The organism is Streptomyces sp. NPDC007264 (genome assembly GCF_042869095.1).
Lineage (GTDB): Bacteria > Actinomycetota > Actinomycetes > Streptomycetales > Streptomycetaceae > Streptomyces.
Genome location: NZ_JBIAFD010000012.1, coordinates 226,577 through 250,108, shown reverse-complemented (window position 1 = coordinate 250,108; position 23,532 = coordinate 226,577). Strand labels below are relative to the sequence as shown.

The 23,532-nt window shown below is 71.2% G+C and carries 15 protein-coding genes and 4 pseudogenes; 6 read left to right on the top strand and 13 right to left on the bottom strand.

Annotated elements, in window-relative coordinates; all coding sequences use genetic code 11:
* Positions 1-332 precede the first annotated feature (332 nt).
* The 4 genes from ACFYMU_RS22295 to ACFYMU_RS22280 all read left to right on the top strand — a co-directional run bounded on the left by ACFYMU_RS22295 (position 333) and on the right by ACFYMU_RS22280 (position 4,653).
* Entirely contained in the window at positions 333-1,559 is a 1,227-nt protein-coding gene (locus ACFYMU_RS22295; RefSeq protein ID WP_388375733.1) for a sensor histidine kinase, read from the top strand.
* Complete coding sequence (locus tag ACFYMU_RS22290; protein ID WP_388375731.1) at positions 1,556-2,230, top strand: response regulator; 675 nt, start codon at positions 1,556-1,558, stop codon at positions 2,228-2,230. The genes ACFYMU_RS22295 and ACFYMU_RS22290 overlap by 4 nt, the downstream gene beginning before the upstream one ends.
* A 198-nt stretch (positions 2,231-2,428) precedes the next feature.
* The gene (locus ACFYMU_RS22285) at positions 2,429-3,286 is read left to right on the top strand and encodes an AAA family ATPase (RefSeq protein WP_388375764.1); all 858 of its coding nucleotides are present in this window, start codon (positions 2,429-2,431) and stop codon (positions 3,284-3,286) included.
* On the top strand, positions 3,283-4,653 hold the full coding sequence (locus tag ACFYMU_RS22280) for a VWA domain-containing protein (protein WP_388375729.1): 1,371 nt from the start codon (positions 3,283-3,285) through the stop codon (positions 4,651-4,653). The genes ACFYMU_RS22285 and ACFYMU_RS22280 overlap by 4 nt, the downstream gene beginning before the upstream one ends.
* Positions 4,654-4,708: 55 nt before the next feature.
* Here ACFYMU_RS22280 and ACFYMU_RS22275 read toward each other — a convergent pair.
* The 10 genes and pseudogenes from ACFYMU_RS22275 to ACFYMU_RS22230 form a co-directional block, all read right to left on the bottom strand.
* Positions 4,709-5,448 (bottom strand): annotated as a pseudogene (locus ACFYMU_RS22275) (IS5 family transposase); the annotation flags it as partial.
* A 146-nt stretch (positions 5,449-5,594) separates the two neighbouring features.
* Positions 5,595-6,532 (bottom strand): annotated as a pseudogene (locus ACFYMU_RS22270) (KUP/HAK/KT family potassium transporter).
* Positions 6,529-6,768 carry a KUP/HAK/KT family potassium transporter gene (locus ACFYMU_RS22265; RefSeq protein ID WP_388375727.1) on the bottom strand — a complete coding sequence of 80 codons (240 nt, stop codon included), beginning with the start codon at positions 6,766-6,768 and terminating at the stop codon, positions 6,529-6,531. Before ACFYMU_RS22265 ends, ACFYMU_RS22270 begins: the two are co-directional and overlap by 4 nt.
* Positions 6,769-6,916: 148 nt before the next feature.
* Positions 6,917-9,460 carry an ATP-binding protein gene (locus tag ACFYMU_RS22260; protein ID WP_388375725.1) on the bottom strand — a complete coding sequence of 848 codons (2,544 nt, stop codon included), beginning with the start codon at positions 9,458-9,460 and terminating at the stop codon, positions 6,917-6,919.
* Position 9,461: 1 nt separating this feature from the next.
* Positions 9,462-10,145 carry a response regulator gene (locus ACFYMU_RS22255; RefSeq protein ID WP_388375722.1) on the bottom strand — a complete coding sequence of 228 codons (684 nt, stop codon included), beginning with the start codon at positions 10,143-10,145 and terminating at the stop codon, positions 9,462-9,464.
* A gap of 136 nt (positions 10,146-10,281) precedes the next feature.
* Positions 10,282-10,953: a potassium-transporting ATPase subunit C gene (locus ACFYMU_RS22250; protein WP_388375719.1), complete on the bottom strand. Its 672-nt coding sequence runs from the start codon at positions 10,951-10,953 to the stop codon at positions 10,282-10,284.
* 5 nt (positions 10,954-10,958) lie between these two features.
* Complete coding sequence (kdpB, locus tag ACFYMU_RS22245; protein WP_388375716.1) at positions 10,959-13,091, bottom strand: potassium-transporting ATPase subunit KdpB; 2,133 nt, start codon at positions 13,089-13,091, stop codon at positions 10,959-10,961.
* A complete protein-coding gene (kdpA, locus tag ACFYMU_RS22240; RefSeq protein ID WP_388375713.1) occupies positions 13,091-14,752 on the bottom strand; it encodes a potassium-transporting ATPase subunit KdpA in 1,662 nt (553 codons plus the stop codon). The genes kdpB and kdpA overlap by 1 nt, the downstream gene beginning before the upstream one ends.
* A 32-nt stretch (positions 14,753-14,784) precedes the next feature.
* Positions 14,785-14,874 carry a K(+)-transporting ATPase subunit F gene (kdpF, locus tag ACFYMU_RS22235; protein ID WP_009326374.1) on the bottom strand — a complete coding sequence of 30 codons (90 nt, stop codon included), beginning with the start codon at positions 14,872-14,874 and terminating at the stop codon, positions 14,785-14,787.
* Between the two features lie 273 nt (positions 14,875-15,147).
* Positions 15,148-15,834, bottom strand: a pseudogene (locus ACFYMU_RS22230) (amino acid permease); the annotation flags it as partial.
* On the opposite strand from ACFYMU_RS22230, the gene ACFYMU_RS22225 reads away from it, so the two are divergent.
* Positions 15,833-16,294, top strand: a complete 462-nt coding sequence (locus ACFYMU_RS22225) for a hypothetical protein (protein WP_388375709.1) — start codon at positions 15,833-15,835, stop codon at positions 16,292-16,294. The pseudogene ACFYMU_RS22230 and the gene ACFYMU_RS22225 sit on opposite strands and share 2 nt — an antisense overlap.
* 35 nt (positions 16,295-16,329) lie before the next feature.
* On the opposite strand, the gene ACFYMU_RS22220 is transcribed toward ACFYMU_RS22225, so the two are convergent.
* Both ACFYMU_RS22220 and ACFYMU_RS22215 read right to left on the bottom strand, forming a co-directional pair.
* On the bottom strand, positions 16,330-17,142 hold the full coding sequence (locus tag ACFYMU_RS22220) for a DUF4118 domain-containing protein (RefSeq protein ID WP_388375706.1): 813 nt from the start codon (positions 17,140-17,142) through the stop codon (positions 16,330-16,332).
* Positions 17,142-19,661: an ATP-binding protein gene (locus tag ACFYMU_RS22215; protein WP_388375703.1), complete on the bottom strand. Its 2,520-nt coding sequence runs from the start codon at positions 19,659-19,661 to the stop codon at positions 17,142-17,144. The genes ACFYMU_RS22220 and ACFYMU_RS22215 overlap by 1 nt, the downstream gene beginning before the upstream one ends.
* 237 nt (positions 19,662-19,898) lie before the next feature.
* Here ACFYMU_RS22215 and ACFYMU_RS22210 point away from each other — a divergent pair.
* Positions 19,899-21,465: pseudogene (locus ACFYMU_RS22210) on the top strand (Na+/H+ antiporter).
* Here the strand turns inward: ACFYMU_RS22210 and ACFYMU_RS22205 are convergent.
* Positions 21,462-22,874 carry a hypothetical protein gene (locus tag ACFYMU_RS22205; protein WP_388375700.1) on the bottom strand — a complete coding sequence of 471 codons (1,413 nt, stop codon included), beginning with the start codon at positions 22,872-22,874 and terminating at the stop codon, positions 21,462-21,464. The pseudogene ACFYMU_RS22210 and the gene ACFYMU_RS22205 sit on opposite strands and share 4 nt — an antisense overlap.
* Positions 22,875-23,532 lie beyond the last annotated feature (658 nt).

The following is a 23,532-nucleotide window of genomic DNA, read 5'->3' as shown; positions in this document are numbered from 1 at the left end:
CGGACCGGCCCCCCCCCCACCCGGCCCCGCCCCCCCCCCCCCCCAACCCCCCCCCGCCCAGCCCCCCCCCCCCCCCCCCCCGCCCCGCCCCCCCCCCCCCCCGCCCCCGCCCCCCCCCCCCCCCCCCCCCCCCCCCCCGCCCCCCCCCCCCCCCGCCCCCCGCCCCCCCCCACCACCGTCCCCGACCCGCCGGCCGCGTGTCGTCGCCCTGGCACGGCATTCGCGGCCACCACGTACGCGGTGGCCGACGCCGCCGTCTACCGCGCCTGGAGTACCCCGGGCTGCCGCGCCCGGCCGACGGCGGACCGGGCGCGCCCGCCTATCGTGAGGGCATGAATGCCATCGGCCACCTGCGGGGTGCCGTCCGCCGGCATGCGCATCTGGCCGACGCGGCGATCGCCTGTGCCGTCTTCACCGCCACGGCGGTGACGACGTTCGCCGGGCGTTCCGCCGCCGTGGTGGGCGACCGCACCGTGGCGCTCGTGTACGTCGCCCTCGCCTGCGGCGTGCTGGCCGCCCGGCGCCGTCGCCCGCTGGCGACCTTGGCGGTCAGTGCCGGGGCCGCGGAGGTGTTCCTCGCCCAGAACCGCGGCACCGGCGGGGTGCTGGTCCTGCTCGCCCCGCTGATCGCCCTCTACACGGTCGCCGACGCCGTGGAGCGCCGGCGCGGCCTGCTCCTCGGCGCGTCCGCGGTGGCCGCGCTCGCCCTCACCCATGCGGTGCACAAGCCCGCGCTGCTGGGCCCGCAGAACCTGGCCTTCATGGCGCTCGGCGGCCTGGCGATCGCGGCCGGCGACTCCTCCCGCAACCGTCGCGCCTACCTTGCCGAGGTCGAGCGGCGCGCGGAACGCGCGGAACGCGAGCGCGAGCAGGACGCGCAGCGCCGGGTCGCCGAGGAGCGGCTGCGCATCGCCCGCGATCTGCACGACAGCGTGGGCCACCATCTGGCCCTCATCAGCGTGCAGTCCAACGTCGCGGGGCAGGCCCTCGACGGCGACGCCACGGCGGCCCGCGAGGCGCTCGGCCATGTGAAGTCCGCCAGCCGCAAGGCGCTGGGGGAACTGCGTGACACCGTCAGTCTTCTGCGGCAGCCGGGAGACGCCGTCGCGCCCACCGCGATCCCGGCGCCGGGACTGGACGGGCTCGAGGAACTGCTCGCCTCGCTGCGGGCGTCCGGCCTGGACATCGACCGCCATGTCGCCGGCGCCGTCGTGCCCCTGGCGCCCGCGGCCGATCTGACCGCGTACCGCGTGATCCAGGAGTCGCTCACCAATGTGTACAAGCACTCCGGCCGACGGCAGGCACGGCTCGTCCTGCGCTACGACCGGCAGGAGCTGCGCATCACCGTCGACGACCTGGGGGGCGGACGAGCGGCCGACGGGCGCGACCGTGGCCCCGGCCGGGTGCCGACCGGCCGGCACGGCATCCTCGGCATGCGCGAACGGGTCCTCGCCCTCGGTGGGCGCTTCACTGCCGGTCCGCGTCCGGACGGCACGTTCCAGGTGGCCGCCGACCTGCCCTATCAGCCCCTCGACCTGACCCCGGAGCCCGCCCCGTGACCATCCGCGTAGTCATCGCCGACGATCAGCCCCTGGTGCGCACCGGCTTCAAGTCCCTGCTGGAGCCGGCGCCGGACATCGAGGTGGTCGGTGAGGCGGGCGACGGAGGCGAGGCGGTGCGGCTGGCCAAGGCCGCGCGGGCGGACCTGGTCCTGATGGACATCCGGATGCCGGCTCTCGACGGTCTCGCGGCGACCCGTCTGATCACCGGTGACGAGGACCTCGCCGGGGTGAAGGTGCTGATCCTGACCACCTTCGAGATCGACGAGTACGTCTTCGAGGCGCTGCGCGCCGGTGCCAGCGGCTTCCTGGGCAAGAGCGCCGAGGCGGAGGAACTGCTGCAGGCGGTCCGTACGGTCAGCCGGGGCGACGCGCTGCTGTCCCCCGCCGCGACCAGAAGCCTCATCAGCCGTTTCCTCTCCGGTCCCGGCGCTCCGCAGCCCCTGGACGAGGCGGCCCGCCGCGGACTGGAGGCGCTGACGGACCGGGAGCGGCAGATCACCACCTTCGTGGCGACGGGGCTGTCCAACGACGAGATCGCCGCGCGGCTCGTGCTCAGCCCGGCCACCGTCAAGACGCACGTGAACCGGGCCATGGTCAAGGTCGGCGCCCGCGACCGCGCCCAGCTCGTCGTCTTCGCCCACCGCAGCGGTCTCGCCGCGTCGGCATAGCCGCCGGGCCCGGGGGCGCGGTCGTGGTGCCGAGCCGGGGACGCGTGCGGAACGGCGCTCGGCGGGCCCGCGGATCGCGGTCGTCGGCGACGAGCCGTACGTCGCCCAGGTCTCGCCTCACACGTGACACGCAGCCTGAACAAGCGCTTAGATAGGTGTTCGCCGACTTCCGCCGCGCTCGAGCTGGGGGCCCTGTTGCTGTTCACATCCGTCGATGACGTCTCCGCCCGTCTCGCGGAGACCGGTTATCTGGCCTCGCCCGCCGTCGCCACGACCGTCTTCCTGGCCGACCGGCTCGGCAAGCCCCTTCTGGTGGAGGGCCCGGCCGGCGTCGGCAAGACGGAGCTCGCCAAGGCCGTCGCCGAGGTCGCCGGGGCACGGCTGGTCCGGCTGCAGTGCTATGAAGGCGTCGACGAGTCACGGGCCTTGTACGAGTGGAACCATGCCAAGCAACTGCTGCGCATCAGCGCAGGCCGTGACGAGACATGGGACGAGACCCGCACGGACATCTTCAGCGAGGAGTTCCTGCTGGCGCGCCCCCTGCTGACCGCGATCCGCGGTGACGGCCCGAAGGTGCTGCTGATCGACGAGACCGACAAGGCCGACGTCGAGGTGGAAGGCCTGCTGCTCGAAGTGCTCAGCGACTTCCAGGTCACCGTCCCGGAGCTGGGGACGATCACCGCGACCAGCCGCCCCTTCGTGGTCCTCACGTCGAACGCGAGCCGCGAGCTGTCCGAGGCGCTGCGCCGCCGCTGTCTCTTCCTCCACATCGGCTTCCCCGAGGCGGAACTGGAACGCAGCATCGTCCGCCTGAAGGTGCCGGGCCTCGACTCGGCCCTGGCCGACTCGGTGGTGCGGGTGGTCGGGGCGCTGCGTGCGATGGATCTGCGGAAGGTCCCGTCGGTGGCCGAGACCATCGACTGGGCACGCACGCTGCTCGCGCTCGGGGCCGGCACCCTCAATGAGACCGTCGTACGCGGCAGCCTCGGCGTGCTCCTCAAGCATCAGGACGACATCCTCAAGGCCGCGGCCAAGCTCGATCTGGACGCGGTATGAGCACCCCCCTGCCCGAGGCGGGTCTCACCGAGCGGCTGACGGGGCTCGTCGGTGCGCTGCGCTCGCACGGCGTGCGGATCGGCACCGGCGAGACCGTGGACGCCGCACGCGCGCTGGCGGCGCTCGGCCTTGCGGACCGGGAGCGGCTGCGCGAGGGGCTCGCCGCCACACTGCTGCACAGCGACGGGCAGCGGCGGGTGTTCGATCCGGTCTTCGAGGTGTACTTCCCGCTGCGGGTCGGGGCGCCGGACACCGGGCCGGCCGGGGACCGGGAGGCCCTGCGGGAGCGGCTCGCGGCCGCTCTCGCGGCCGACGACCGGGCGATGATGGCCCGGTTGGCGGCCGAGGCGGTGGAGGGCTTCGGCGGGTACGGGTCCGCTGCGGGGCCGGACGGCTGGTCGTCCTCCCAGACGCTCGACCGGATCCGTCCGCAGACGCTGCTGGCGCGCGTGCGCGACTCCCTCAGGGCCGGGGCCGACGGGACGGGGTTCGCCGACCGGCTCCTCGAGGACGAGATCCGCCGACGCATCGAGGTCTTCCGGGCGCTGGTCGCGGTGGAGGCCCGGCGCCGGGTCGCCGAGCGGCGCGGCCGGGACGAGATCGCACGCCGGGCCGTGGCCGGCACGGCCGACCGGGTCGACTTCCTGTACGCGGGACAGGCTCAACTCGCGGAGCTGCGCAGGGTCGTGCAGCCCTTGGCGCGCAAACTGGCCACTCGACTGGCCGCGCGCCGCCGCCGCGCCGCCCGCGGCACCATCGATCTGCGGCGGACGCTGCGCGGGTCACTGTCGACGGGCGGGGTACCGATGCGCCCGGTGCTGCGCCGGCGCCGCCCGGTGCGGCCCGAGCTGGTGCTGCTGTGTGACGTGTCGGGTTCCGTGTCGGGGTTCTCCGACTTCACGATGCTGCTGGTGCAGGCGCTGCGTGACCAGTTCAGCAAGGTGCGGGTGTTCGCCTTCGTGAACCGGATCGACGAGGTGACCGGGCTGCTGGCACCGGGCGCCGCCGATCCGGCGGGACTGGGGGCCAGGATCCGCTCGGAGGCGACGCTGACGGGCTGGCACGGCAGCAGCGACTACGGTGCCGCCCTCGGCGAGTTCACCGAACGGTACGCCGACACCGTGGGCGCCCGGTCGACCGTGTTCGTCCTCGGGGACGCCCGGACGAACATGAGCGACCCCAATCTGCCGGCCGTGCGGGGGCTCTCCGCACAGGTGCGCCGCCTCTACTGGCTCAACCCCGAGCCGCGCTCGCAATGGGGCACCGGCGACTCCGTCGCGCCCGCCTACGCCGAACTCGTCGAGATGCACGAGTGCCGCAACACCCGCCAGCTGAGCGCACTGATCAGCCGCCTGCTGCCGGTCTGACCCCGCAGGCCGACCGCCTGTCCGAAGGCCGATATAGAGGCTGCACTTACAACGGCTAACACAATGACTTGAGTTGTCGATGGGTGATCAGGCAGCAGGCGAGTTTGAGGAGTGCTTCGTGCATGTCCGCTCGTCGTTCCCAGTGCACGCGCAACCGGCGGAAGCCGTGCAGTCAGGCAAAGGTCCGCTCGACGACCCAGCGGTGAACACCCGGGCCACTCCCGTGCTCGGTGCCGCGCCGCGCGATGACGGGCACCACGCCCCGGGCGCGAACGTCCCTGCGATAGCAGTCGTGGTCGTAGCCGCGGTCGGCGTAGAGCGAGACGGCTCTTCGGCGCGGCCTGCCGACCCGGCCCCGGACGGGCGGCACGGCGTCCAGCAGGGGCAGGAGCTGGGTGACGTCGTTGCGGTTGCCGCCGGTCAGGATGACCGCCAACGGCGTTCCGTGCCCGTCGGTGATCAGGTGGTGTTTGGAGCCGGACCGGCCCCGGTCGACCGGCGACGGGCCCGTCGCGATCCCCCTTCTAGCGCTCTGACGTGGGAAGAGTCGACCACGCAGCGCGACCGGTCCAGCACACCCGCCGCGTTCAGCTCGGCGAGCAGGATCTCGTGCAGCCGCTGCCAGACCCCGGCCTCGTTCCGGTCCCGCAGCCGGCGCCAGCACGTCATGCCCGAACCGAACCCAAGCTCCTTGGGCAGGTACTCCCACTGGATGTCCGTATGCAGGACGTACAGGATCCCGCACAGCACCTGCCGATCCGGCAACGGCTTACGGCCCGGACACCGGAACCTGCGCTCTCACAACGTCACCGGATGGATGCCGAGGTCAACGGCGGTCTGCTTCTGTTCTTTCCCTGCCCGCACCAACGCGATGGCACGGGCGCGGAACTCAGCGGGGTAGGCGCGGGGCATGTCCGGCAGCCTTTCGTGAAGGCCGTCAGTCAGCCAGCAGAACTGGGACCTGAGAGGTGGGGCAGGTCAAAGCCGAAGACCAGGGTGAGGACCGAGACCATGAGCAGCCAGTTGATCCAGGGAACGTAGATCTGGCCGATGGTGGACTCGGAGGTGTGCGCGACCCGCAGCCGCGGGAGACAGCCGAGCTGCGCGGCCTGCGAGGTGACCGAGTACGCGCCGGTGATCACTGCCTGGGAGGCGATCACCGTGGCCGCCGTGGCCAAAAGGATCACCGGCCACCGTCCCCAGTCGGGCACGAGCAGGAAGAACGGGCTGCTGATGTTCTTCGGGTCGTCGAGGATGAGCGCGCCCTGGCCGAGGTAGCTCAGGATGCAGGCGGGGAAGACGGGGAACAGCCAGCCGCGGGTGATGGCCCAGCGGCCGAAGTGCCCATGTCGGCGTAGAGCGCCTCGGCGCCGGTGACCGCGAGCACGACCGCGGCCAGGGCGAAGAAGGCGGTGCCGAAATGGCCGAGCGGGAAGCCCAGGGCGTACGTCGGTGACAGCGCTCTGAGGATGCCCGGGTGCTCGGCGACACCCTTCACGCCGCACGCGCCGATCGCCACGAATCAGGCGATCATGACCGGCCCGAACACCCGGCCCACCGCCGCGGTGCGCCGGCGCTGCACCAGGAACAGGATCACGATGATCACCGCGGTGATGGGCACGACCGCGCTGTCCAGGGACGGCTCGACGACCTTGAGTCCCTCCACCGCGGAGAGCACCGAGATCGCCGGGGTGATCATGCTGTCGCCGAAGAAGAGCGACGCGCCGAAGATGCCCAGCGCGGCGGGGATCGCGGCGGTCCGCTTGCCTCGCTGCGAGGACCACCGGCGCAGAAGGGTGATCAGGGCCATGATGCCGCCCTCGCCCTCGTTGTCGGCGCGCATCGCCAGCAGCACGTACGTGACCGTCACGATGATCACGACCGACCAGAACACCAGTGACACCACGCCGTACACGTTCTGTGCAGAGACCGGGACGGGGTGCGGGTCACCGGGGTGAACACGGTCTGGAGGGTGTGGATCGGGCTGGTCCCGATGTCGCCGAAGACGACGCCGAGAGCGCCGATGACCACGGCAAGGCGCACCGAGTCGCGTGCCAGGAGTGTGTGAGCTTCTGGAGGACTCGCCGACGCGGTCTCCTGCTGGCTGTCGGCCATGGTGACCCTCCTCCTCGCGGGCCGCCCTGCCGTCGGCCCGTGCATCAGTGCGGACATACCGACGCACCGGTCAGGTCGCCGGTGGAGCGTGCGCTGGTGGTCCCTCCACAGGCCCGCTCACCGGGGCCGAGCCCCTGGGCCTCGCCTCTCAGGAGGTGGCCGTGGCCGGCAGGCCCGGCTGTTCCGGTCGGCGCTGCGGTGCAGTCGGCACGCTGATCACCATGGTGAGGCCACCCCCGGGCGTATCCTCGGCGCTCAGGGTGCCGCCCATGGCCTCGACGAAGCCGCGTGCCACGGCCAGGCCCAGTCCGACGCCGGCGCCGCGCGGGGAGTCGCCATAGCGCTGGAAGGGCTCGAAGATGCGGTCTTTGGCCTCGTCGGGGACGCCCGTCCCGCGGTCCACTACACGTACCTCGACGCGGTCCGCGATGGCGCTCGCCGAGACAAGGATCTTCTCCTCCGGCGGGCTGTACTTGACCGCGTTCTCGACGACGTTGGCGACGGCCCGCTCCAGCAGCCCCCGGTCCACGTGCACCATGGACAGCGTCTCCGGGATGTCCAGCTCCACGCTGTCCTCGGGCACGCCGCCGAGTGCCATGGGCACGACCTCGTCGAGGTCGGTTTCGCGGATGATCGGGGTGACGGTTCCGGTCTGGAGCCGGGACATGTCCAGCAGGTTGCCCACCAGGTGGTCGAGGCGGTCCGCCCCCTCCTCTATGGCCTCGAGCAGCTCCGCCTGGTCCTCCTCGGACCAAGCGACGTCGTCGGAGCGCAGGGAGGTGACGGCTGCCTTGATCCCGGCCAGCGGGGTGCGCAGGTCGTGGCTGACGGCGGCGAGCAGCGAGGTGCGGATGCGGTTGCCCTCCGCCAGTTCCTTGGCCTGGTCGGCCTCCCGCTGCAGTCGCTGGCGGTCCAGGACGACGGCCGACTGGGCGGCGAACGCGGCGAGCACCCGGCGGTCGGCCGCCGGAAGGACACGCCCCGACAGGACCAGGGACATGTGGTCGCCGACTGGCACGTCGACGTCCGCGTCGTCGGGATCCTGGCAGGGCCTGAGGCCCACGCTGCCCGCGCAGGTCCACGGATCCGTCTCGCCGGCCCGCTCCAGCATCGCCGCCGACTCCATGCCGAACGTCTCGCGCACCCGCTCCAGCAACGCCTCGAGGCTGGTCTCGCCGCGCAGCACGTTGCCCGCGAGAAAGGACAAGATCTCCGACTCGGCGCGCAGCCGGGCCGCCTGGTCGGTGCGCCGGGCGGCGAGGTCCACGACGGACGCCACCGACACGGCGACTCCTACGAAGATCGCGATGGCGACGATGTTCTCGGGGTCGGCGATGGTGAAGGTGTGGACGGGCGAAGTGAAGTACCAGTTGAGCAGCAGGGAACCCACGACCGCCGATGCCAGCGCCGGGAAGAGCCCGCCGAGGAGGGCCGCCGCCACCGTCAGAGTGAGGAACAGCAGCATGTTGTTGGCGAGGCCGACGCCCGGGAGCGCGCTGGTCAGCAGGAAGGTGAACAGCACGGGGCCGAGCACGCCGACGAGCCAGCCCCAGATGAGCCGGGACCGGCCGAGCCGCGCTCCCCTGGCGACGGGCAGTCCACGTCCCTTGCCCACCTCGTCGTGCGTGATGAGGTGGACGTCGAGGTCGGGCCCCGACTCGCGGGCCACCGTCGCGCCGACCCCGGGCCCGAAGGCGTACTGCCAGCTCTTGCGCCGGGAGACACCCATGACGATCTGGGTCGCGTTCACCCCGCGCGCGAAGTCCAGCAGTGCCACCGGGATGTCGTCGCCGACCACATGGTGAAAAGTGCCGCCCAGATCCTCCACCAGGGTGCGCTGGACGGCCAGTTCCTTCGGCGAGGCGGAGGTCAGGCCGTCGCTGCGGGAGATGTAGACGGCCAGGACCTCACCGCCGGCGCCCTTCTCCGCCAGCCGCGCGGCCCGGCGGATCAACGTCCGCCCCTCCGGGCCACCGGTGAGCCCGACGACGATGCGCTCGCGCGAGCCCCAGATCGTCGACACCTGGTGCTCGCTGCGGTACTCGGTCAGGTACGCGTCGACCCGGTCGGCCACCCACAGCAGCGCCAGCTCCCGCAGGGCGGTCAGGTTGCCGGGCCGGAAGTAGTTCGACAGGGCCGCGTCGACCTTGTCCGGCTTGTAGATGTTGCCGTGGGCCATACGGCGGCGCAGCGCCTGGGGCGACATGTCGACCAGCTCGATCTGGTCCGCCCGGCGTACGACCTCGTCCGGCACTGTCTCCTGCTGACGGATGCCCGTGATCGACTCGACGACATCACCCAGCGACTCCAGATGCTGGATGTTGACCGTGGAGATCACGTCGATGCCCGCCGCGAGCAGCTCCTCGACGTCCTGCCAGCGCTTGGCGTTGCGCGAGCCGGGGATGTTCGTGTGCGCCAGCTCGTCGGCCAGCGCCACCTGGGGGTGGCGTGCCAGGACCGCGTCGACGTCCATCTCGGTGAAGACGCCACCCCGGTACTCGATCTCCTTGCGCGGTATCTCCTCCAGACCGTGCAGCATCACCTCGGTGCGCGGCCGGCCGTGGTGTTCGATGAACCCGACCACACAGTCGGTGCCTCGCTCGGTACGCCGGTGCGCCTCGGAGAGCATCGCGTAGGTCTTGCCGACGCCGGGTGCCGCGCCAAGGTAGATCCGCAACTTTCCGCGTGCCATGTCATCCCTCGAAGCGGTAGCCCATGCCGGGCTCGGTGATCAGATAGCGGGGGTGGGCGGGGTCCGTCTCCAGCTTGCGGCGCAGCTGGGCCATGTACACCCGCAGATAGTTGGTCTTGTTACTGCTTGAGACCCCCCAGACTTCCTGCAGCAGGCGCTTCTGCGTGATCAGCCGGCCGGGATTGGTGACCAGGATCTCCAGGAGGTGCCATTCGGTCGGGGTCAGCCGTACGTCCCGCCCGCCCCGTACGACCTTCTTGGCGGACATGTCGATGGTGAACTCGTCGGTCTCCACCACGGTCGCCTCCGGGACGAGCGGCACGTCCTCGGTACGGCGCACGGCGGCCCGCAGGCGGGCCATGAGCTCGTTCATGCTGAACGGCTTGGTGATGTAGTCGTCGGCGCCGGCGTCGAGCGCGGCGACCTTCTCTTCCGACGCCTGACGCGCCGACACCACCAGGATCGGCACCCGGGTCCAGCCGCGCAGCGCCTTGATCACGTCGGCGCCGTCCATGTCGGGCAGTCCGAGGTCGAGCATCACCACGTCGGGCTGGCGCGCGGCCGCCAGCCTGAGGGCTGTGGCGCCGTCGGGCGCGGCGTCGACCCCGTACTGGCGTGCCTGCAGGTTGATCACGAGGGCCCGCACCAGCTGCGGGTCGTCCTCCACCACCAACACCCTGGTCATGGGCGTGCGCCTTTCGTGTCGTAGGGGCGGACGTGAAGACCGGGAACGGTACGGCCGGCCTCATGGCAGCGGGAGTCGGCGGAGCCGGGATCCCTCCCCGGTCGCCGCCTCCCGTGCGGATCGTCGGGCAACGCCATCAGCTCATCTTCGCCACCAGGTCCTTGAGCGCGGTGTTGAGTTCCAGCACATTCACCCGGGGCTCGCCCATGAAGCCGAGCGTGCGGCCCTGGGTGTGGTCCTTGACCAGCTTCTCCACCTGGGAGACGGACAGGCCGTTCTCGGCGGCGATCCGGTGGACCTGGACCTCCGCGTACTGCGGAGAGATGTTCGGGTCCAGGCCGGAGCCCGAGGAGGTGACCGCGTCGGCGGGGACCTCGGACACCTTGACCGTGTAGCCGGGCACCGAGTTGTCCTTGATGACGGCGGCCTTGGCGTCCTTCACCTGCTGGACGAGATCCTTGTTGTCGGCTGAGAGGTTGGTGGCGCCGGACAGAATCAGCTTGTACCGGGTGTTCACGCTGTTCGTGCCGAGGCCGTTGGCCGGGCGGCCCTGGAACCACCTCAGGTCGGGCTCGGGGGTCTCCTGGCCCTTCTTCAGCGGCAGGTTGTACGACTGCCCGATGAGCGAGGAGCCGACGACCTTGCCGTCCGACTTGATCTCCGAGCCGTTCGCCTTGCCGTGGAACAGCCCCTGAGCGATGCCGGTGATCACCAGCGGGTAGATGACGCCGGTCACCAGGGTCAGCACGAGCAGGGCGCGCAGGCCCGCCCAGAGCAACCGGGTCGTGTTCGTAACGGAGTTGTTCATGGCGATCAGCCGATTCCGGGAATGAGGGAGATGAGCATGTCGATGATCTTGATGCCGATGAACGGGGCGATCAGCCCGCCGATGCCGTAGATCGTCAGGTTGCGCCGCAGCATCTTGTCCGCGCTCACCGGCCGGTACTGCACGCCCTTCAGGGACAGCGGCACCAGCGCGATGATGATCAGCGCGTTGAAGATGACGGCCGAGAGGATCGCGGAGTTGGGCGAGTCGAGGCCCATGATGTTGAGCGATTTCAGGCCCGGGTAGACGGCCGCGAACAGCGCCGGGATGATCGCGAAGTACTTCGCCACGTCGTTGGCGATGGAGAACGTCGTCAGCGCGCCCCGGGTGATCAGCAGCTGCTTCCCGATCTCGACGATCTCGATCAGCTTGGTCGGGTTGGAGTCGAGGTCGACCATGTTGCCGGCCTCCTTGGCGGCCGACGTGCCCGTGTTCATCGCCACGCCGACGTCCGCCTGCGCGAGGGCCGGCGCGTCGTTGGTGCCGTCACCGGTCATCGCGACCAGCTTGCCGCCCGCCTGCTCCCGCTTGATCAGCGCCATCTTGTCCTCGGGCGTGGCCTCCGCGAGGAAGTCGTCGACGCCCGCCTCCTCCGCGATGGCCTTGGCCGTCAGCGGGTTGTCGCCCGTGATCATGACGGTCTTGATGCCCATGCGGCGCAGCTCGTCGAACCGCTCCCGCATGCCGTCCTTGACGACGTCCTTGAGGTAGATGACACCCAGCACGCGAGCGCCCCGGTCGTCGTGGACCGCGACGAGCAGTGGGGTACCGCCCGCTTCCGAGATGCGGTTGACGATGGCGCCGGCGTCCTCGGCGACGGTGCCGCCCTGCTCCTCGACCCAGGCGATGACCGAGCCGGCCGCCCCCTTGCGGATCCTGCGCCCGTCGGCGTCCACGCCCGACATACGGGTCTGGGCAGTGAAGGCGATCCACTCGGCACCGACGAGCTCGCCCTGGTGCCGCTCGCGCAGCCCGTACTTCTCCTTCGCCAGGACGACGATGGAACGGCCCTCCGGCGTCTCGTCGGCCAGCGACGACAACTGGACGGCATCCGCCACCTCGGCTTCCGCCGTGCCACTCACCGGCACGAACTCGGCCGCCTGGCGGTTGCCGAGAGTGATGGTGCCGGTCTTGTCGAGCAGCAGAGTGGAGACGTCGCCGGCGGCCTCGACCGCCCGGCCGGACATGGCCAGGACGTTGCGCTGGACCAGCCGGTCCATGCCCGCGATGCCGATCGCGGACAGCAGCGCGCCGATCGTCGTGGGGATGAGGCACACCAGCAGCGCCACCAGCACGACCATCGTCAGGTGCGTGCCCGCGTAATCAGCGAACGGCGGCAGGGTCGCCACCGCCAGCAGGAAGACGATCGTCAGCGAGGCCAACAGGACGTTCAGCGCGATCTCGTTGGGCGTCTTCTGGCGTGCGGCGCCCTCGACCAGGTTGATCATGCGGTCGATGAAGGTCTCGCCCGGCTTCGTCGTGATCTTGATGACGATGCGGTCGGACAGCACCTTCGTGCCACCGGTCACGGCGCTGCGGTCGCCGCCGGACTCACGGATGACCGGCGCCGACTCACCGGTGATCGCCGACTCGTCGACCGAGGCGACGCCTTCGACGACGTCACCATCGCCGGGGATGATGTCGCCCGCCTCGCAGACCACGAGGTCGCCGATCGTGAGGTCGGTGCCGGGCACCCGCTCCTCGGCATCGCCCACCAGCCGGCGGGCCACCGTGTCGGTCTTGGCCTTGCGCAGGGTGTCCGCCTGTGCCTTGCCCCGGCCTTCGGCGACCGCTTCGGCCAGGTTGGCGAAGACGACGGTCAGCCAGAGCCAGGCACTGATGGCCCAGCCGAACCAGTCTCCCGGGTCCTTGAAGGAGAACACGGTGGTCAGGACAGAGCCGATCCACACCACGAACATGACGGGCGACTTGACCATCACCCGCGGGTCGAGCTTGCGGAAGGCGTCCGGCAGCGACTTGATGAGCTGCTTGGGGTCGAAGAGGCCCGCGCCGACGCGTCCTTCGGCGGGCTTGTGCCCGGTGGGTACGTCGCTGTGCGGCGCCCGGGTCGAAGTGGCTGTGGACATCGAGTCCTCTGACTTCTGTGTACGGGTGGTCATCACGCCAGCCCCTCGGCGAGCGGGCCCAGGGCCAGGGCCGGGAAGTACGTCAGACCGGTGATGATGATGATCGTGCCGACCAGCAGGCCCGCGTACAACGGCCTGTCGGTGCGCAAGGTGCCCGCGGTCACAGGCACCGGCTTCTGCTCGGCGAGCGAACCGGCCAGCGCCAGCACGAACACCATCGGCAGGAACCGGCCCAGCAGCACAGCCAATCCGGTCATGGTGTTGAACCAGTCCGTGTTCGCGTTCAGCCCGGCGAAGGCCGAACCGTTGTTGTTCGCGGCGGACGTGAAGGCGTACAGGACCTCGGAGAATCCGTGCGCCCCGGAGTTGAGCATCGAGTGCGGTGGTGTCGGCAGGGCCATCGAGATCGCGGTGAACACCAGGACCAGGGCAGGGGTGATCAGGATATAGATCGCGGCCAGCTTGATCTCACGGGAGCCGATCTTCTTGCCCAGGTACTCGGGTGTGCGGCCGACCATCAGTCCGGCGATGAACACCGCGATCACAGCCATGATCAGCATGCCGTAGAGACCGGAGCCGGTACCACCGGGCGCGATCTCGCCCAGCATCATGCCGAGCATGGTGATGCCGCCGCCGAGGCCGGTGAAGGAGGAGTGGAAGGAGTCCACCGCACCGGTCGAGGTGAGCGTGGTCGATACCGCGAAGATCGACGACGAGCCGACGCCGAAGCGGACCTCCTTGCCCTCCATCGCCCCTCCCGCGGCTTGGAGTGCCGGGCCGTGGTGGGCAAACTCGGTCCACATCATCAGGACGACGAAACCCAGCCAGATCGTGAACATCGTGGCGAGGATCGCGTAGCCCTGCTTCACGCTGCCGACCATCACCCCGAAAGTGCGGGTCAGCGCGAACGGGATCACCAGCAGCAGGAAGATCTCGAAGAGATTCGTGAAGGGGGTGGGGTTCTCGAAGGGGTGGGAGCTGTTGGCGTTGAAGTAGCCGCCGCCGTTCGTGCCGAACTCCTTGATGGCCTCCTGGGAGGCCACGGCCCCGCCGTTCCACTGCTGCGAGCCGCCCATGAACTGGCCGACCTCGTGGATGCCGGAGAAGTTCTGGATCGCACCGCACGCCACCAGCACGATCGCCGCGATCGCGGCGCCCGGCAGCAGAATCCGGATCGTGCCGCGCACCAGGTCGGCCCAGAAGTTGCCCAGCTCACCGGTGCGCGAGCGCGCGAAGCCCCGTACAAGGGCCACCGCCACCGCGATGCCCACGGCGGCCGACACGAAGTTCTGCACGGCCAGACCGGCGGTCTGCACGACGTGGCCCATGGCCTGCTCGCCGTAGTACGACTGCCAGTTCGTGTTGGTCACGAACGACGCGGCGGTGTTGAACGCCTGCGCCGGCTCGATCGAGGAGAAGCCGAACGAACCGGGCAGGACGCCCTGGATCCGCTGCAGCAGGTACAGGAAGAGGACACTGACCGCGGAGAAGGCAAGCACCCCGCGCAGATAAGCCGACCAGCGCATCTCCGCATCCGGATTGGCACCGATACCACGGTAGATCCACTTCTCCACCCGCCAGTGCTTGTCGGCGGAGAAGACCTTGGCCATGTAGTTGCCGAGGGGGACGTAGGCGAGCGCCAGCGCGCCGATCAGGGCGAGCAGTTGGAGGAAGCCGGCAAGTACGGGACCCATGTCACCCGCTGCGGCAGCAGCTGATGTCATTGTCAGAACCTCTCCGGGAAGATCAGGGCGAGGACGAGATAACCCAGCAGGGCGACGGCCACGACCAGGCCGACGACGTTCTCGGCGGTCACAGCTTCGTCACCCCCTTGGCGACGAGGGCCACCAGCGCGAAGACCGCGAGTGTGGTGACGACGAAGGCCACATCGGCCATCGCGAGCTCCTAGAGGAGGTTCGGGAATCCGCAAGCGGATCGAGCGGATCGGACGTATAGAGGAAACCCCGTCTCTGGCCGGATTCGAGCGTCGTTGACGGGTCCCTTACGGCGGGCCGTACACCTTTGACGTAACTCTTACGGCACCTGCGCCGACCTGTGGCAAGGCGCGGCTGCCGGGCGCATCAGGTCCTCAGGACAGCCGGAAGCGCAGCCGGCAGATCACGGCGTCGGTCTCCCGCCGGACCGCGTGTGCGACCACGGCACCGCGCTGGTTCTGCAGCAGGCGCTGCCACAGCCGCTCCGGCTCCGCCTCCGGGATCAGCACGGTGACCCGCGTGCCCGGCTCGGCCACCAAGACCTCACGAACGTATGCGGCGATGGGCCGGCCGAGCGTACGGCGTTCGCAGGACAGCCGGACCAGTGGCACCCCGGGGTCCCATTCGGTCCAGGCGCGCTCCAGGGCGCACAGCGCGGCCCGGTCCTCGGGGTCGGGGTAGCAGACGGTGACCGCGCGGACCTCGTCGCCGAGAGAGGCGGCGGCGGTCAGGGCCTCGGAGGTGAGGCGGGGTAGCGAGGAGACGGGCACGATCACGACCGAGCGGTCGCGGTGCGGCGGCTCGGGTATGCGGCCGAGGCCCAGCCGCTCGCCGATGCGCGCGTACGCGCGGTGGACGGTCTCGAAGGCGAGCACCAGCAGGGGCAGGGCGATCACCATCAGCCAGGCGCCCTCCTCGAACTTGGACGCGGTGACGACGACGGTCGACACGCCCGTGAGGGCGGCGCCGAAGCTGTTGAGCAAGGCTGTGCCGCGCCAGCCGGGACCGCGGTCCCTGCGCCAGTGCCGGACCATGCCCACCTGGGCGACGGTGGAGTTGATGAGTTCCCTCCGCTGCGCGGCAGTGCTGCTCGTCCTGCTGCTCGTTCTCGACTGGGCAACCGTCCGATTCGCCCTCTGGCGTGCCGCGCTCAGGCTCGCCCTGGCCGGGTTGCTCTTCGCCGTGCTGCGTCCCGCCCGCGTGTCCGCCGGCGAGTGCTGGCTGTCCTCGCGTCGGCTGCTGCGCGAGCGCCGGGTCCGTACGGATCTGCTGGTGTCCGTGCGCTGCCTGGACGGCATCTCCCCACGGCTCCTGCTGCGGGACGCGTTCGGCGGACGCGTCGAGCTCGATCCCGATGTCCTCGTGACCGACCCCCAGCTGTGGTACCGCCTGGACGAGGGCGCCCGGAAGTCGGCGGCCGACGGCACGCTGCTGTACGGTGCGACAGCGCTGCGCCGCATCTCCCAGCGTGTCGACCGCGAGACCGCCCGCGCCGTGTTCAAAGCCTCGGGCCTGAAGTGAGTGACAGGCAGACCGGCGGTGGACCGGCCTGTGGATCATCCCTCCTCGGCGGGCCCTGCCGTGTCCAAGGCCGCCCCCGTCTGATCGGCCAGTGTCACGGCAACCAGACGGGCCTGAAGCGGCGGTACGGGGCCCGGGCCGGGGGTGAGCATGAAGCGGCCGAGGTAGCGGCCGTTGCCGTAGGTCCGGAGTTCGATCTCGCCCGCGGGCCAGTCGGCGGCGTCCACGTCCCAGGGGCGCCGGCCGGCCGTCACGCTGCCGTCCTGCTGCAGCCTGGGCGGCCGGCCCATGAGGGTGCCGTACTCGAAGCGGCAGGCGCGCAGTTGGAGCAGGTCGGTCAGCTCCCGGCGGACGTGGTCGACCACGGTGTCCGCGGAGCCCGCCGACTGGGCGAGGTCGGCCGTGCGGTGGATCCGGGACAGGTGATCGGCGTCGGTGACTGTGATGACCTCCAAACGGCGGGTCCGGGCGGCCAGTTGGGACACGATGAGGCCGACGATCAGCAGGAGTACCGCCGTCTCGATGTCGGCGGACGCGGTGATGTCGAACGTCTCGTACGGCCGGGTGAGGAAGAAGTCGAACCACGCGGCCGACGACAGCGCCGCGAGCAGACCCGCCGCGCGGCTGCCCAGCGCGGCGACCGCAACGACCACCACGACGAGGATGAGGGCGGCGTTGGTGTGGGACAGGTCCGTGCGGAAGGGGACGAGCGCGAGGGCCGCCAGGAACGGGGCGACCAGGCCCGCCGTCAGCGCGAGCCGGTCCCGTAGCGGCCGGGCACCCGCTGGCGCCGGGCGCGGTCCCTTCGCGCGGTGCAACAGACGCCATGTGCCGGTCTCGGTGCTCATCAGGCACCTCCTACGCTGTGCGCACCACGGGGGTGCGGGTGATGCGACGATTCGGTCTGTTCGGCGAAGGGCGGCGACACGACCATGGTCAGGCCGCCGCCGGGGGTGTCCTCGGGGGTGAGGGTCCCGTTCATCGCCTCGGTCAGGCCCCGGGCGAGGGCCAGCCCGAGGCCGAGTCCGGTGGTGTTGTCGGTGTCGCCGAGCCGCTGGAACGGCTCGAAGGGCCGCTCCAGCGGCTCGGCGGGAAGACCGGGTCCCCGGTCGACGACGCGCACCTCCACCCGGCCTGCCAGCGCACTGGCGGTCACCAGCACCTTCTGTCCCTCGGGCGAGTGGCGGGCAGCGTTTCCGACGAGGTTGGCGATCACCCGCTCCAGCAGCGGCGGGTCGGCCTGCACGGCCGGGATCTCCTCCACATCCGTCACCTCCACGCCGGGAGTGTCCGCGAGCGCCATGGGGAGGACCTCCTCAAGCGTGGTGGCGCGCAGGTTCAGGGTGAGGACGCCAGCCTCCAGGCGGCTGAGGTCGAGGAGGTTCTCCACCAGCCGGTTGAGCTTGGCCATGGACTCGTCGGCGGTGGCGAGGAGTTCGTCCCGGTCCTCGGGCGAGAACTCGACGTCACGGCTGCGCAGGGAGGTGACAGCGGCCCAGCCCGCGGCGAGCGGGGTGCGCAGATCGTGGCCGACGGCCCGCAGCAGCGCCGTCCGCATCCGGTCGGCGGCCTTCACCGGTTCCACCTCGGCGGCGGCCTCGGCGAGCCGGGCCCGCTCGACCGCTGATCCCACGTGCGCGGCGAACGCGGCGCGCACCCGCCGCTCGGGCGACGACAGCGTGCGGCCGCCCAGCACGAGCCAGGCGCCGGGGCCGGCCGGGACGGCCGTGACGCCGTCGGCGTCGGCGTCGGCGTCGGGCGGCTCGTCCACCAGCTCCGCCGACTCCATGCCGAAGGTCTCCCGCGTGCGCTCCAGCAGCGCCGGAATGGTCGCGCCGCCGCGCACGATCGTCCCGGCCAGGGACGACATGGTCTCGGCCTCCGCGGTGACACGGGCCGAGCAGCGGGACAGGCGCAGGGAGCGGTCGACGACGACGGCCACGGTGGCGGCCACGACCGCGAACACTGCCAGCGCCAGCAGGGCGTTGGGATCGTTCAGGGTGAAGGAGCCGATGGGCGGAATGAACCAGTAGTTCAGCAGAAGCGACGCCGTCACCGACGCGATCAACGCCGAGGCGACCCCGCCTGTGCAGGCCACGCCCACGACGGCGAGCAGGAACAGCAGCGCCTCGCTGGTCAGATTCACCGTCCCCCGCACCTGGGCCAGGACGGCCGTGAGCAGCACGGGCAGCACGAGCCCCGCCATCGGACCCGCGATCAGCCGGGCCGTGGACAGAGTGCGCCGCCGCGACGGCAGCAGAGTGCCGCGCCCGGCACGCTCGTGCGTGACCCGGTGGACGTCGATGTCGCCGGAGAGCGCTGTCACGGTCTCCCCGGTGCCAGGCCCTGTGAGGAACCGCTCGAGGCGGCCCCGGCGGCTCGTACCCAGGACGAGCCGGGTGGCGTCCTCGGCGCGGGCGAAGTCCACCAGCGCGGTGGCCACATCGTCGCCGACAACCGAGCGGTAGCTGCCGCCCAGGTCCTCCACCAGCCTGCGCTGCCGGGCCAGCGAGGCGTGCGAGACGCCTGCCGCGAGGCCGTCGCTGCGGGCCACGTGCACGGCGAGCAGATCCCCGCCGGCCGACCGGGCGGCGGTACGGGCGGCCCGCCGGATCAGCGTGTCCCCCTCCGGGCCGCCGGTCAGGGCGACGACGACCCTCTCCCGGGTTTCCCACACCCCGCCGATGCCGTGTTGCGAGCGGTACTCCTGGAGGGCCTCGTCGACCCGGTCGGCCACCCACAGCAGCGCCAGCTGGCGCAACGCAGTCAGGTTGCCGGGCCGGAAGTAGTTCGCGAGCGCCGCGTCGATCTTCTCGGGGGCGTAGATGTTGCCGTGCGCCATCCGGCGACGCAGCCCCTCCGGCGGCATGTCCACCAGCTCGACCTGGTGGGCACGCCGGACGACCTCGTCGGGCACCGTCTCGTGCTGCGGCACCCCGGTGATTTTCTCGACCACGTCGTTGAGGGAGGCCAGGTGCTGGATGTTGACCGCGGTGACGACGTCGATGCCGGCGTCGATCAGGGCCTTGATGTGCTGCCAGCGTTTGGGGTTACGGCCGTCGCCGGGCACGTTGCTGCGGGCGAACTCGTCGACGATCGCCACCTGCGGGCGGCGCGCGAGGACCGCGGCCAGGTCCATCTCCTGAAAGTGGCCGCCACGGTAGGAGCAGGGGGCACGGGCCACGACCTCCAGGCCGTCGAGCATGGCCTCCGTGCGCGGGCGCCCGTGGCACTCCGCAAACCCCACCACCATGTCCGCTCCGCGGGCGGCGCGGCGCCGCCCCTCGTCGACCATGCGGTAGGTCTTGCCGACCCCGGGGGCCGCCCCGAGGTAGACCTTCAGTCGTCCGGGCCGTACGTCACTCATCGCCGCCGACGCGCTCCGCTCGCTGGATCAACTTCCCCGTCCACAACGGGGGCTCCTCCCAAGAAAGCCCCTTCGCGGGCCGGCAGGGGTGCGTGTTAGCGCTTCCTTGGCGCTGTTCCCTGGGACCTTGACACTGCCTTGACGTGACCTGGCCCGATAGGGTGAAGGCGGTGTGCCGGGAAGTCTGGTCGGCCGGGAAGTCGCGGTGGCTCCCGTTCAGGGCCCCAGGGGGACGGCATGCGCGGCGTGGGGACGGTTCTCGGCCTCGTGGTCCTCGCCACAGTGGTGGCCACCTTCGCCCGCCGGTGGCGCATCCCCGCTCCTTCCCTGCTCGTGCTCGCCGGCCTCGGCGTGGCGCTGCTGCCGGGCACTCCGCAGATCGAGATCAGCCCCGAGATCATCGGCCTCGTCGTGCTGCCGCCGCTGCTGTACGCCAGCGCCGAGGAGATGCCCTGGCGCGAACTGCACGCGGTGTGGAAACCGGTCGGCATCCTCGCCATCGGCCTGGTGCTTGCGTCGGCGGCGGTCGGCGCGGTGGTGACGGTGGTGACGCCGCTGTCGTGGCAGATGGCGTTCGTGCTCGGCGCGGTCCTGGCCAGCACCGACCCGGTGGCGGTCACCGCGCTCGGCAGGCGCCTCGCGCTGCCGCCGAAAGTGCAAGTGCTCGTCCAGGCGGAGAGCCTGTTCAACGACGCGACCTCCCTGGCGCTGGTGCGCGTGGCGGCGGGCATCGCCGTGGCCTCCGCGGCCGCGAACTGGGGCGCGGGGAGGAGAGTTCCTGGTGCTCGCAGGCGGCGGCACGCTGATCGGCGGCGCGGTGGCCGGCGTGATCGCCCTTATCCGGCGGCGCACCGAGGACCCGGTCTTGGAGACAGTGATCGCCCTGGTCACCCCGTACGCCGCCTACCTCCTGGCCGAGGCGGCGCACACCTCCGGCGTGACCTCGTGCGTGGTCGCCGGTGTGGTCCTCGGCGGCCGGGGCGCCCGCCTCACCAACGCCCGCATCCGCCTCCAGCTGCACGCGGTGTACGGCACCGTGGTGTTCCTGCTGGAGAGCGTCGTCTTCAGCCTCATCGGCCTGGCTCTGCCCGCCCAGGTACGGGCGCTGGCCGACGGCGATCGGGCCTGGCCGCTCTACGCCCTCGCCATCGCCGGCACACTCGTCGCCGTCCGCATGCTGTGGCTCGCGCCCCTCTCGGCAGTGGTGCAGCGCAAGGGCGGCATCAGCCGCATGAACTGGCGAGTGCCGGTCGTCCTGACCTGGGCAGGCACCCGAGGCGTCATGCCGCTGGCCGCCGCCCTTTCCATCCCGGAGATCGCGAACGACGGCACCGCCCTCACCGACAGGCCGCTCGTCCTCGTCCTGACCACCTCGGTCGTGGTCGTCACCCTCGTCGTGCAGGGCTTCACCCTCGCCCCGGTCGTCCGCCGCTCCGGCATCGCCCTGGAGCCCGCCCACACCGCGCGCGAGGAGGCCCAGGCCCGCTCCCACCTCGCCCACGCCGGACTCGCCCGCCTGGAGGAACTCGCTGAACTGGAGGCCGTACCGGACATCGTCCTCGACCGGCTTCGCCGCGGCCTGACCGCCCGCCTCGACGACGCCCGCGACCGCCTCACGGAACAGAACGGCAACGCGGCCACCGAGTCCGCCGACCTCGTCTACCGCCAGCTGCGCCGCGACCTGATCGCCGTCGAGACGGTGGAACTCCAGCGTCTCTACGACGCCCACACCATCAGCGACACCACCCGCCGCCGGCTCCAGCGCTCCCTCGACCTGGAGGAGGCCCGCCTGGCGGACGCCTAACGGAACTCGGCGAGCCTGGGCCGCAGTCCGAGGGCGGTGAGAGTAGTGGCGCCGAGGAGCAGACCGGCCGCCCACGGGAGCAGGCCGTCGATCGTGGCACGGCCCTCCCTCACCGAGACCGTGAAGTGGTCGCGGTTGATGTCCGTCAGCTTGTCCAGCGCGGCCATGTACGTGCCGAAGTGGGCGTTGGACGTACCGGGCTCCCAGCCCATGCAGAACTCGACCGCCTGATCCTCCTTGCCGGCAGCCAGCAGTGCGCGGATTTTCCGGTCGTCGTGCTGGTAGACGGTGTACGTCTCCACGGTCTTCTCGGCCGCGGCCCGCTCGCCGGAGAAGGTGATGTTGTCGAGCTCGCGCCGGTATTCGCCGGTGAAGCGCAGGTCGTGGTGATCGGCCTCGTATGCCTGCCAGGTGGTGGCGAGTTCGGAGTCGTACGTGGACAGCGTCGCGCCTTTCAGGCCGTACAGCTGCTGCGACTTGGCCAGGAACGAGGCGGCGTACTGGTCGCGGCGCCCGGGGTCGAGGAGGTAGCGGCTCTCGTCGGCGTTGGCCTCGTAGGCGATGGCGCGGGCGCGGGAGAGGGCGACGACGGAGTCGAAGGCGTCGCGGCGGGCGACCCGCAGGTGGCCGGCCGTCGAGGTCAGCAGCTGGGCGCCGAGGATCACGGCGATCAGGGTGCAGACGGTGGCCGCCAGCACGCCGGGGTTGAGGATGCGCCGGAAGCGGCGGGCCAGGTACCACTGCAGGGCGCCGAGCACGGCCAGCAGCAGGGCGCCGAGCGCGATGACAGCGCCGAGCTGGGCGGAGAGAGTGGATCGGGCCGAGCTGTACTCCGCGTCGAACGACTTGTCGTTGGAGGACACCAACGTCCGTGCCAACGGGAGGAGTTGTCGCTGCAGAAGGTCGGTGGCCCTGCGGTAGTCGACGAGCGCGGCCGCCTTGCCGCCGCGGCGCCCGTCGTTCTCCAGGGCCCGGCCGATCAGCTCCTGGTACTCGGCGAAGTCGTCGGTGAGCGACTCCACGGTCTTCTCGTCGTCCCGGTCACCCTGCGCGGCGACGGCGAGCGTGCGCAGGTCGTGTCCGATCTCGCCCCGGGCGTCACCGTAGAAGCCGACAGCCTTCTTGTACGGCGTCTGCAGGCGCCCTTTGCCGGCGTCGCCACTGGACAGCAGGATGTTGGCGGCTTGGGCGTCCATGTCGTTCAGGGCGAGGTTGAGGTCGGCCGCGCTGGTGGTGCGGGGCGCATCGCGGTCGGCCACGCTGCTCCACGTGCCCATGGCCGAAAGTCCGGCGAGCGTCAGCAGCAGGGCCAGGGCGGCGGCGAGCAGGACCGTGGCCACGCGCAGAAGGCGCAGCCGCGCGGGCACGGTGGCCCAGAAGCGGCGGCGCAGAGCGGCCCGCACGGCCACGGCCCGCTGCCTCGGGCTTCGCCCCGAACCGCCCGTCCGCGAAACCCCTCGCCGCCGCGGTCGGGGGCTGCCCCCGGGCGAGATGACCGCTCGCTGCGGTGGCTGCGCGGCGGCCTCCGGCTGAGGTCTGTGCGATGCACCGGCCGACAGGGGTCTCCCCTGATCGAGCGAAGTCGGAATCTTGGGGATGGTCACGGTCCCTCCCGCGTCACGCCACGGACGGTCGCCCGTCCCCCGTTGCCGCTCAGTCTGCGACCGGTTCAGGCCATGGACGGACTGTGTTGACGCCCTTCTGACGGCTTGCCAGGTTTGTTTGACGGGACCTTGACGGCGCTCGCGCCGGATCCGTATGAGAGCCGCAAATTCCTTGCTGAGCAGGGTTGTTCGACCGCCGATCACGGATAGGTTCCTGTCGTCCGCCGCCGAGGCCGGGCCGTCAACGGGCTCACCGACTCCGGAGTCCCCGATCCGAATGCGGCTCGCGGCGGCCCGGTGCCTGCCCGAAGGCAGGCACCCGCGCGTGGCGTCACCGTCGTCTTCCCGCGCCGACGTCCGCGCACCACCGTGCGGGGGCGGGGGCCCCGCCCCCCCCCCCCCCCCCCATTTTTTTTTTTGGCGGGCCTGGCGGGACCCCCCCGCCATGGCCCCCCCGCCCCCG

What these genes read in the sequence shown, in the direction of transcription:
- ACFYMU_RS22295 (WP_388375733.1), top strand. Translation starts at nt 333, where the DNA reads ATGAATGCCATCGGCCACCTGCGGGGTGCCGTCCGCCGGCATGCGCAT.
- ACFYMU_RS22280 (WP_388375729.1), top strand. Translation starts at nt 3,283, where the DNA reads ATGAGCACCCCCCTGCCCGAGGCGGGTCTCACCGAGCGGCTGACGGGG.
- ACFYMU_RS22265 (WP_388375727.1), bottom strand. Translation starts at nt 6,768, where the DNA reads ATGGCCGACAGCCAGCAGGAGACCGCGTCGGCGAGTCCTCCAGAAGCT.
- ACFYMU_RS22260 (WP_388375725.1), bottom strand. Translation starts at nt 9,460, where the DNA reads ATGGCACGCGGAAAGTTGCGGATCTACCTTGGCGCGGCACCCGGCGTC.
- ACFYMU_RS22255 (WP_388375722.1), bottom strand. Translation starts at nt 10,145, where the DNA reads ATGACCAGGGTGTTGGTGGTGGAGGACGACCCGCAGCTGGTGCGGGCC.
- ACFYMU_RS22250 (WP_388375719.1), bottom strand. Translation starts at nt 10,953, where the DNA reads ATGAACAACTCCGTTACGAACACGACCCGGTTGCTCTGGGCGGGCCTG.
- kdpB (WP_388375716.1), bottom strand. Translation starts at nt 13,091, where the DNA reads ATGACCACCCGTACACAGAAGTCAGAGGACTCGATGTCCACAGCCACT.
- kdpA (WP_388375713.1), bottom strand. Translation starts at nt 14,752, where the DNA reads ATGGGTCCCGTACTTGCCGGCTTCCTCCAACTGCTCGCCCTGATCGGC.
- ACFYMU_RS22225 (WP_388375709.1), top strand. Translation starts at nt 15,833, where the DNA reads ATGAGTTCCCTCCGCTGCGCGGCAGTGCTGCTCGTCCTGCTGCTCGTT.
- ACFYMU_RS22220 (WP_388375706.1), bottom strand. Translation starts at nt 17,142, where the DNA reads ATGAGCACCGAGACCGGCACATGGCGTCTGTTGCACCGCGCGAAGGGA.
- ACFYMU_RS22215 (WP_388375703.1), bottom strand. Translation starts at nt 19,661, where the DNA reads ATGAGTGACGTACGGCCCGGACGACTGAAGGTCTACCTCGGGGCGGCC.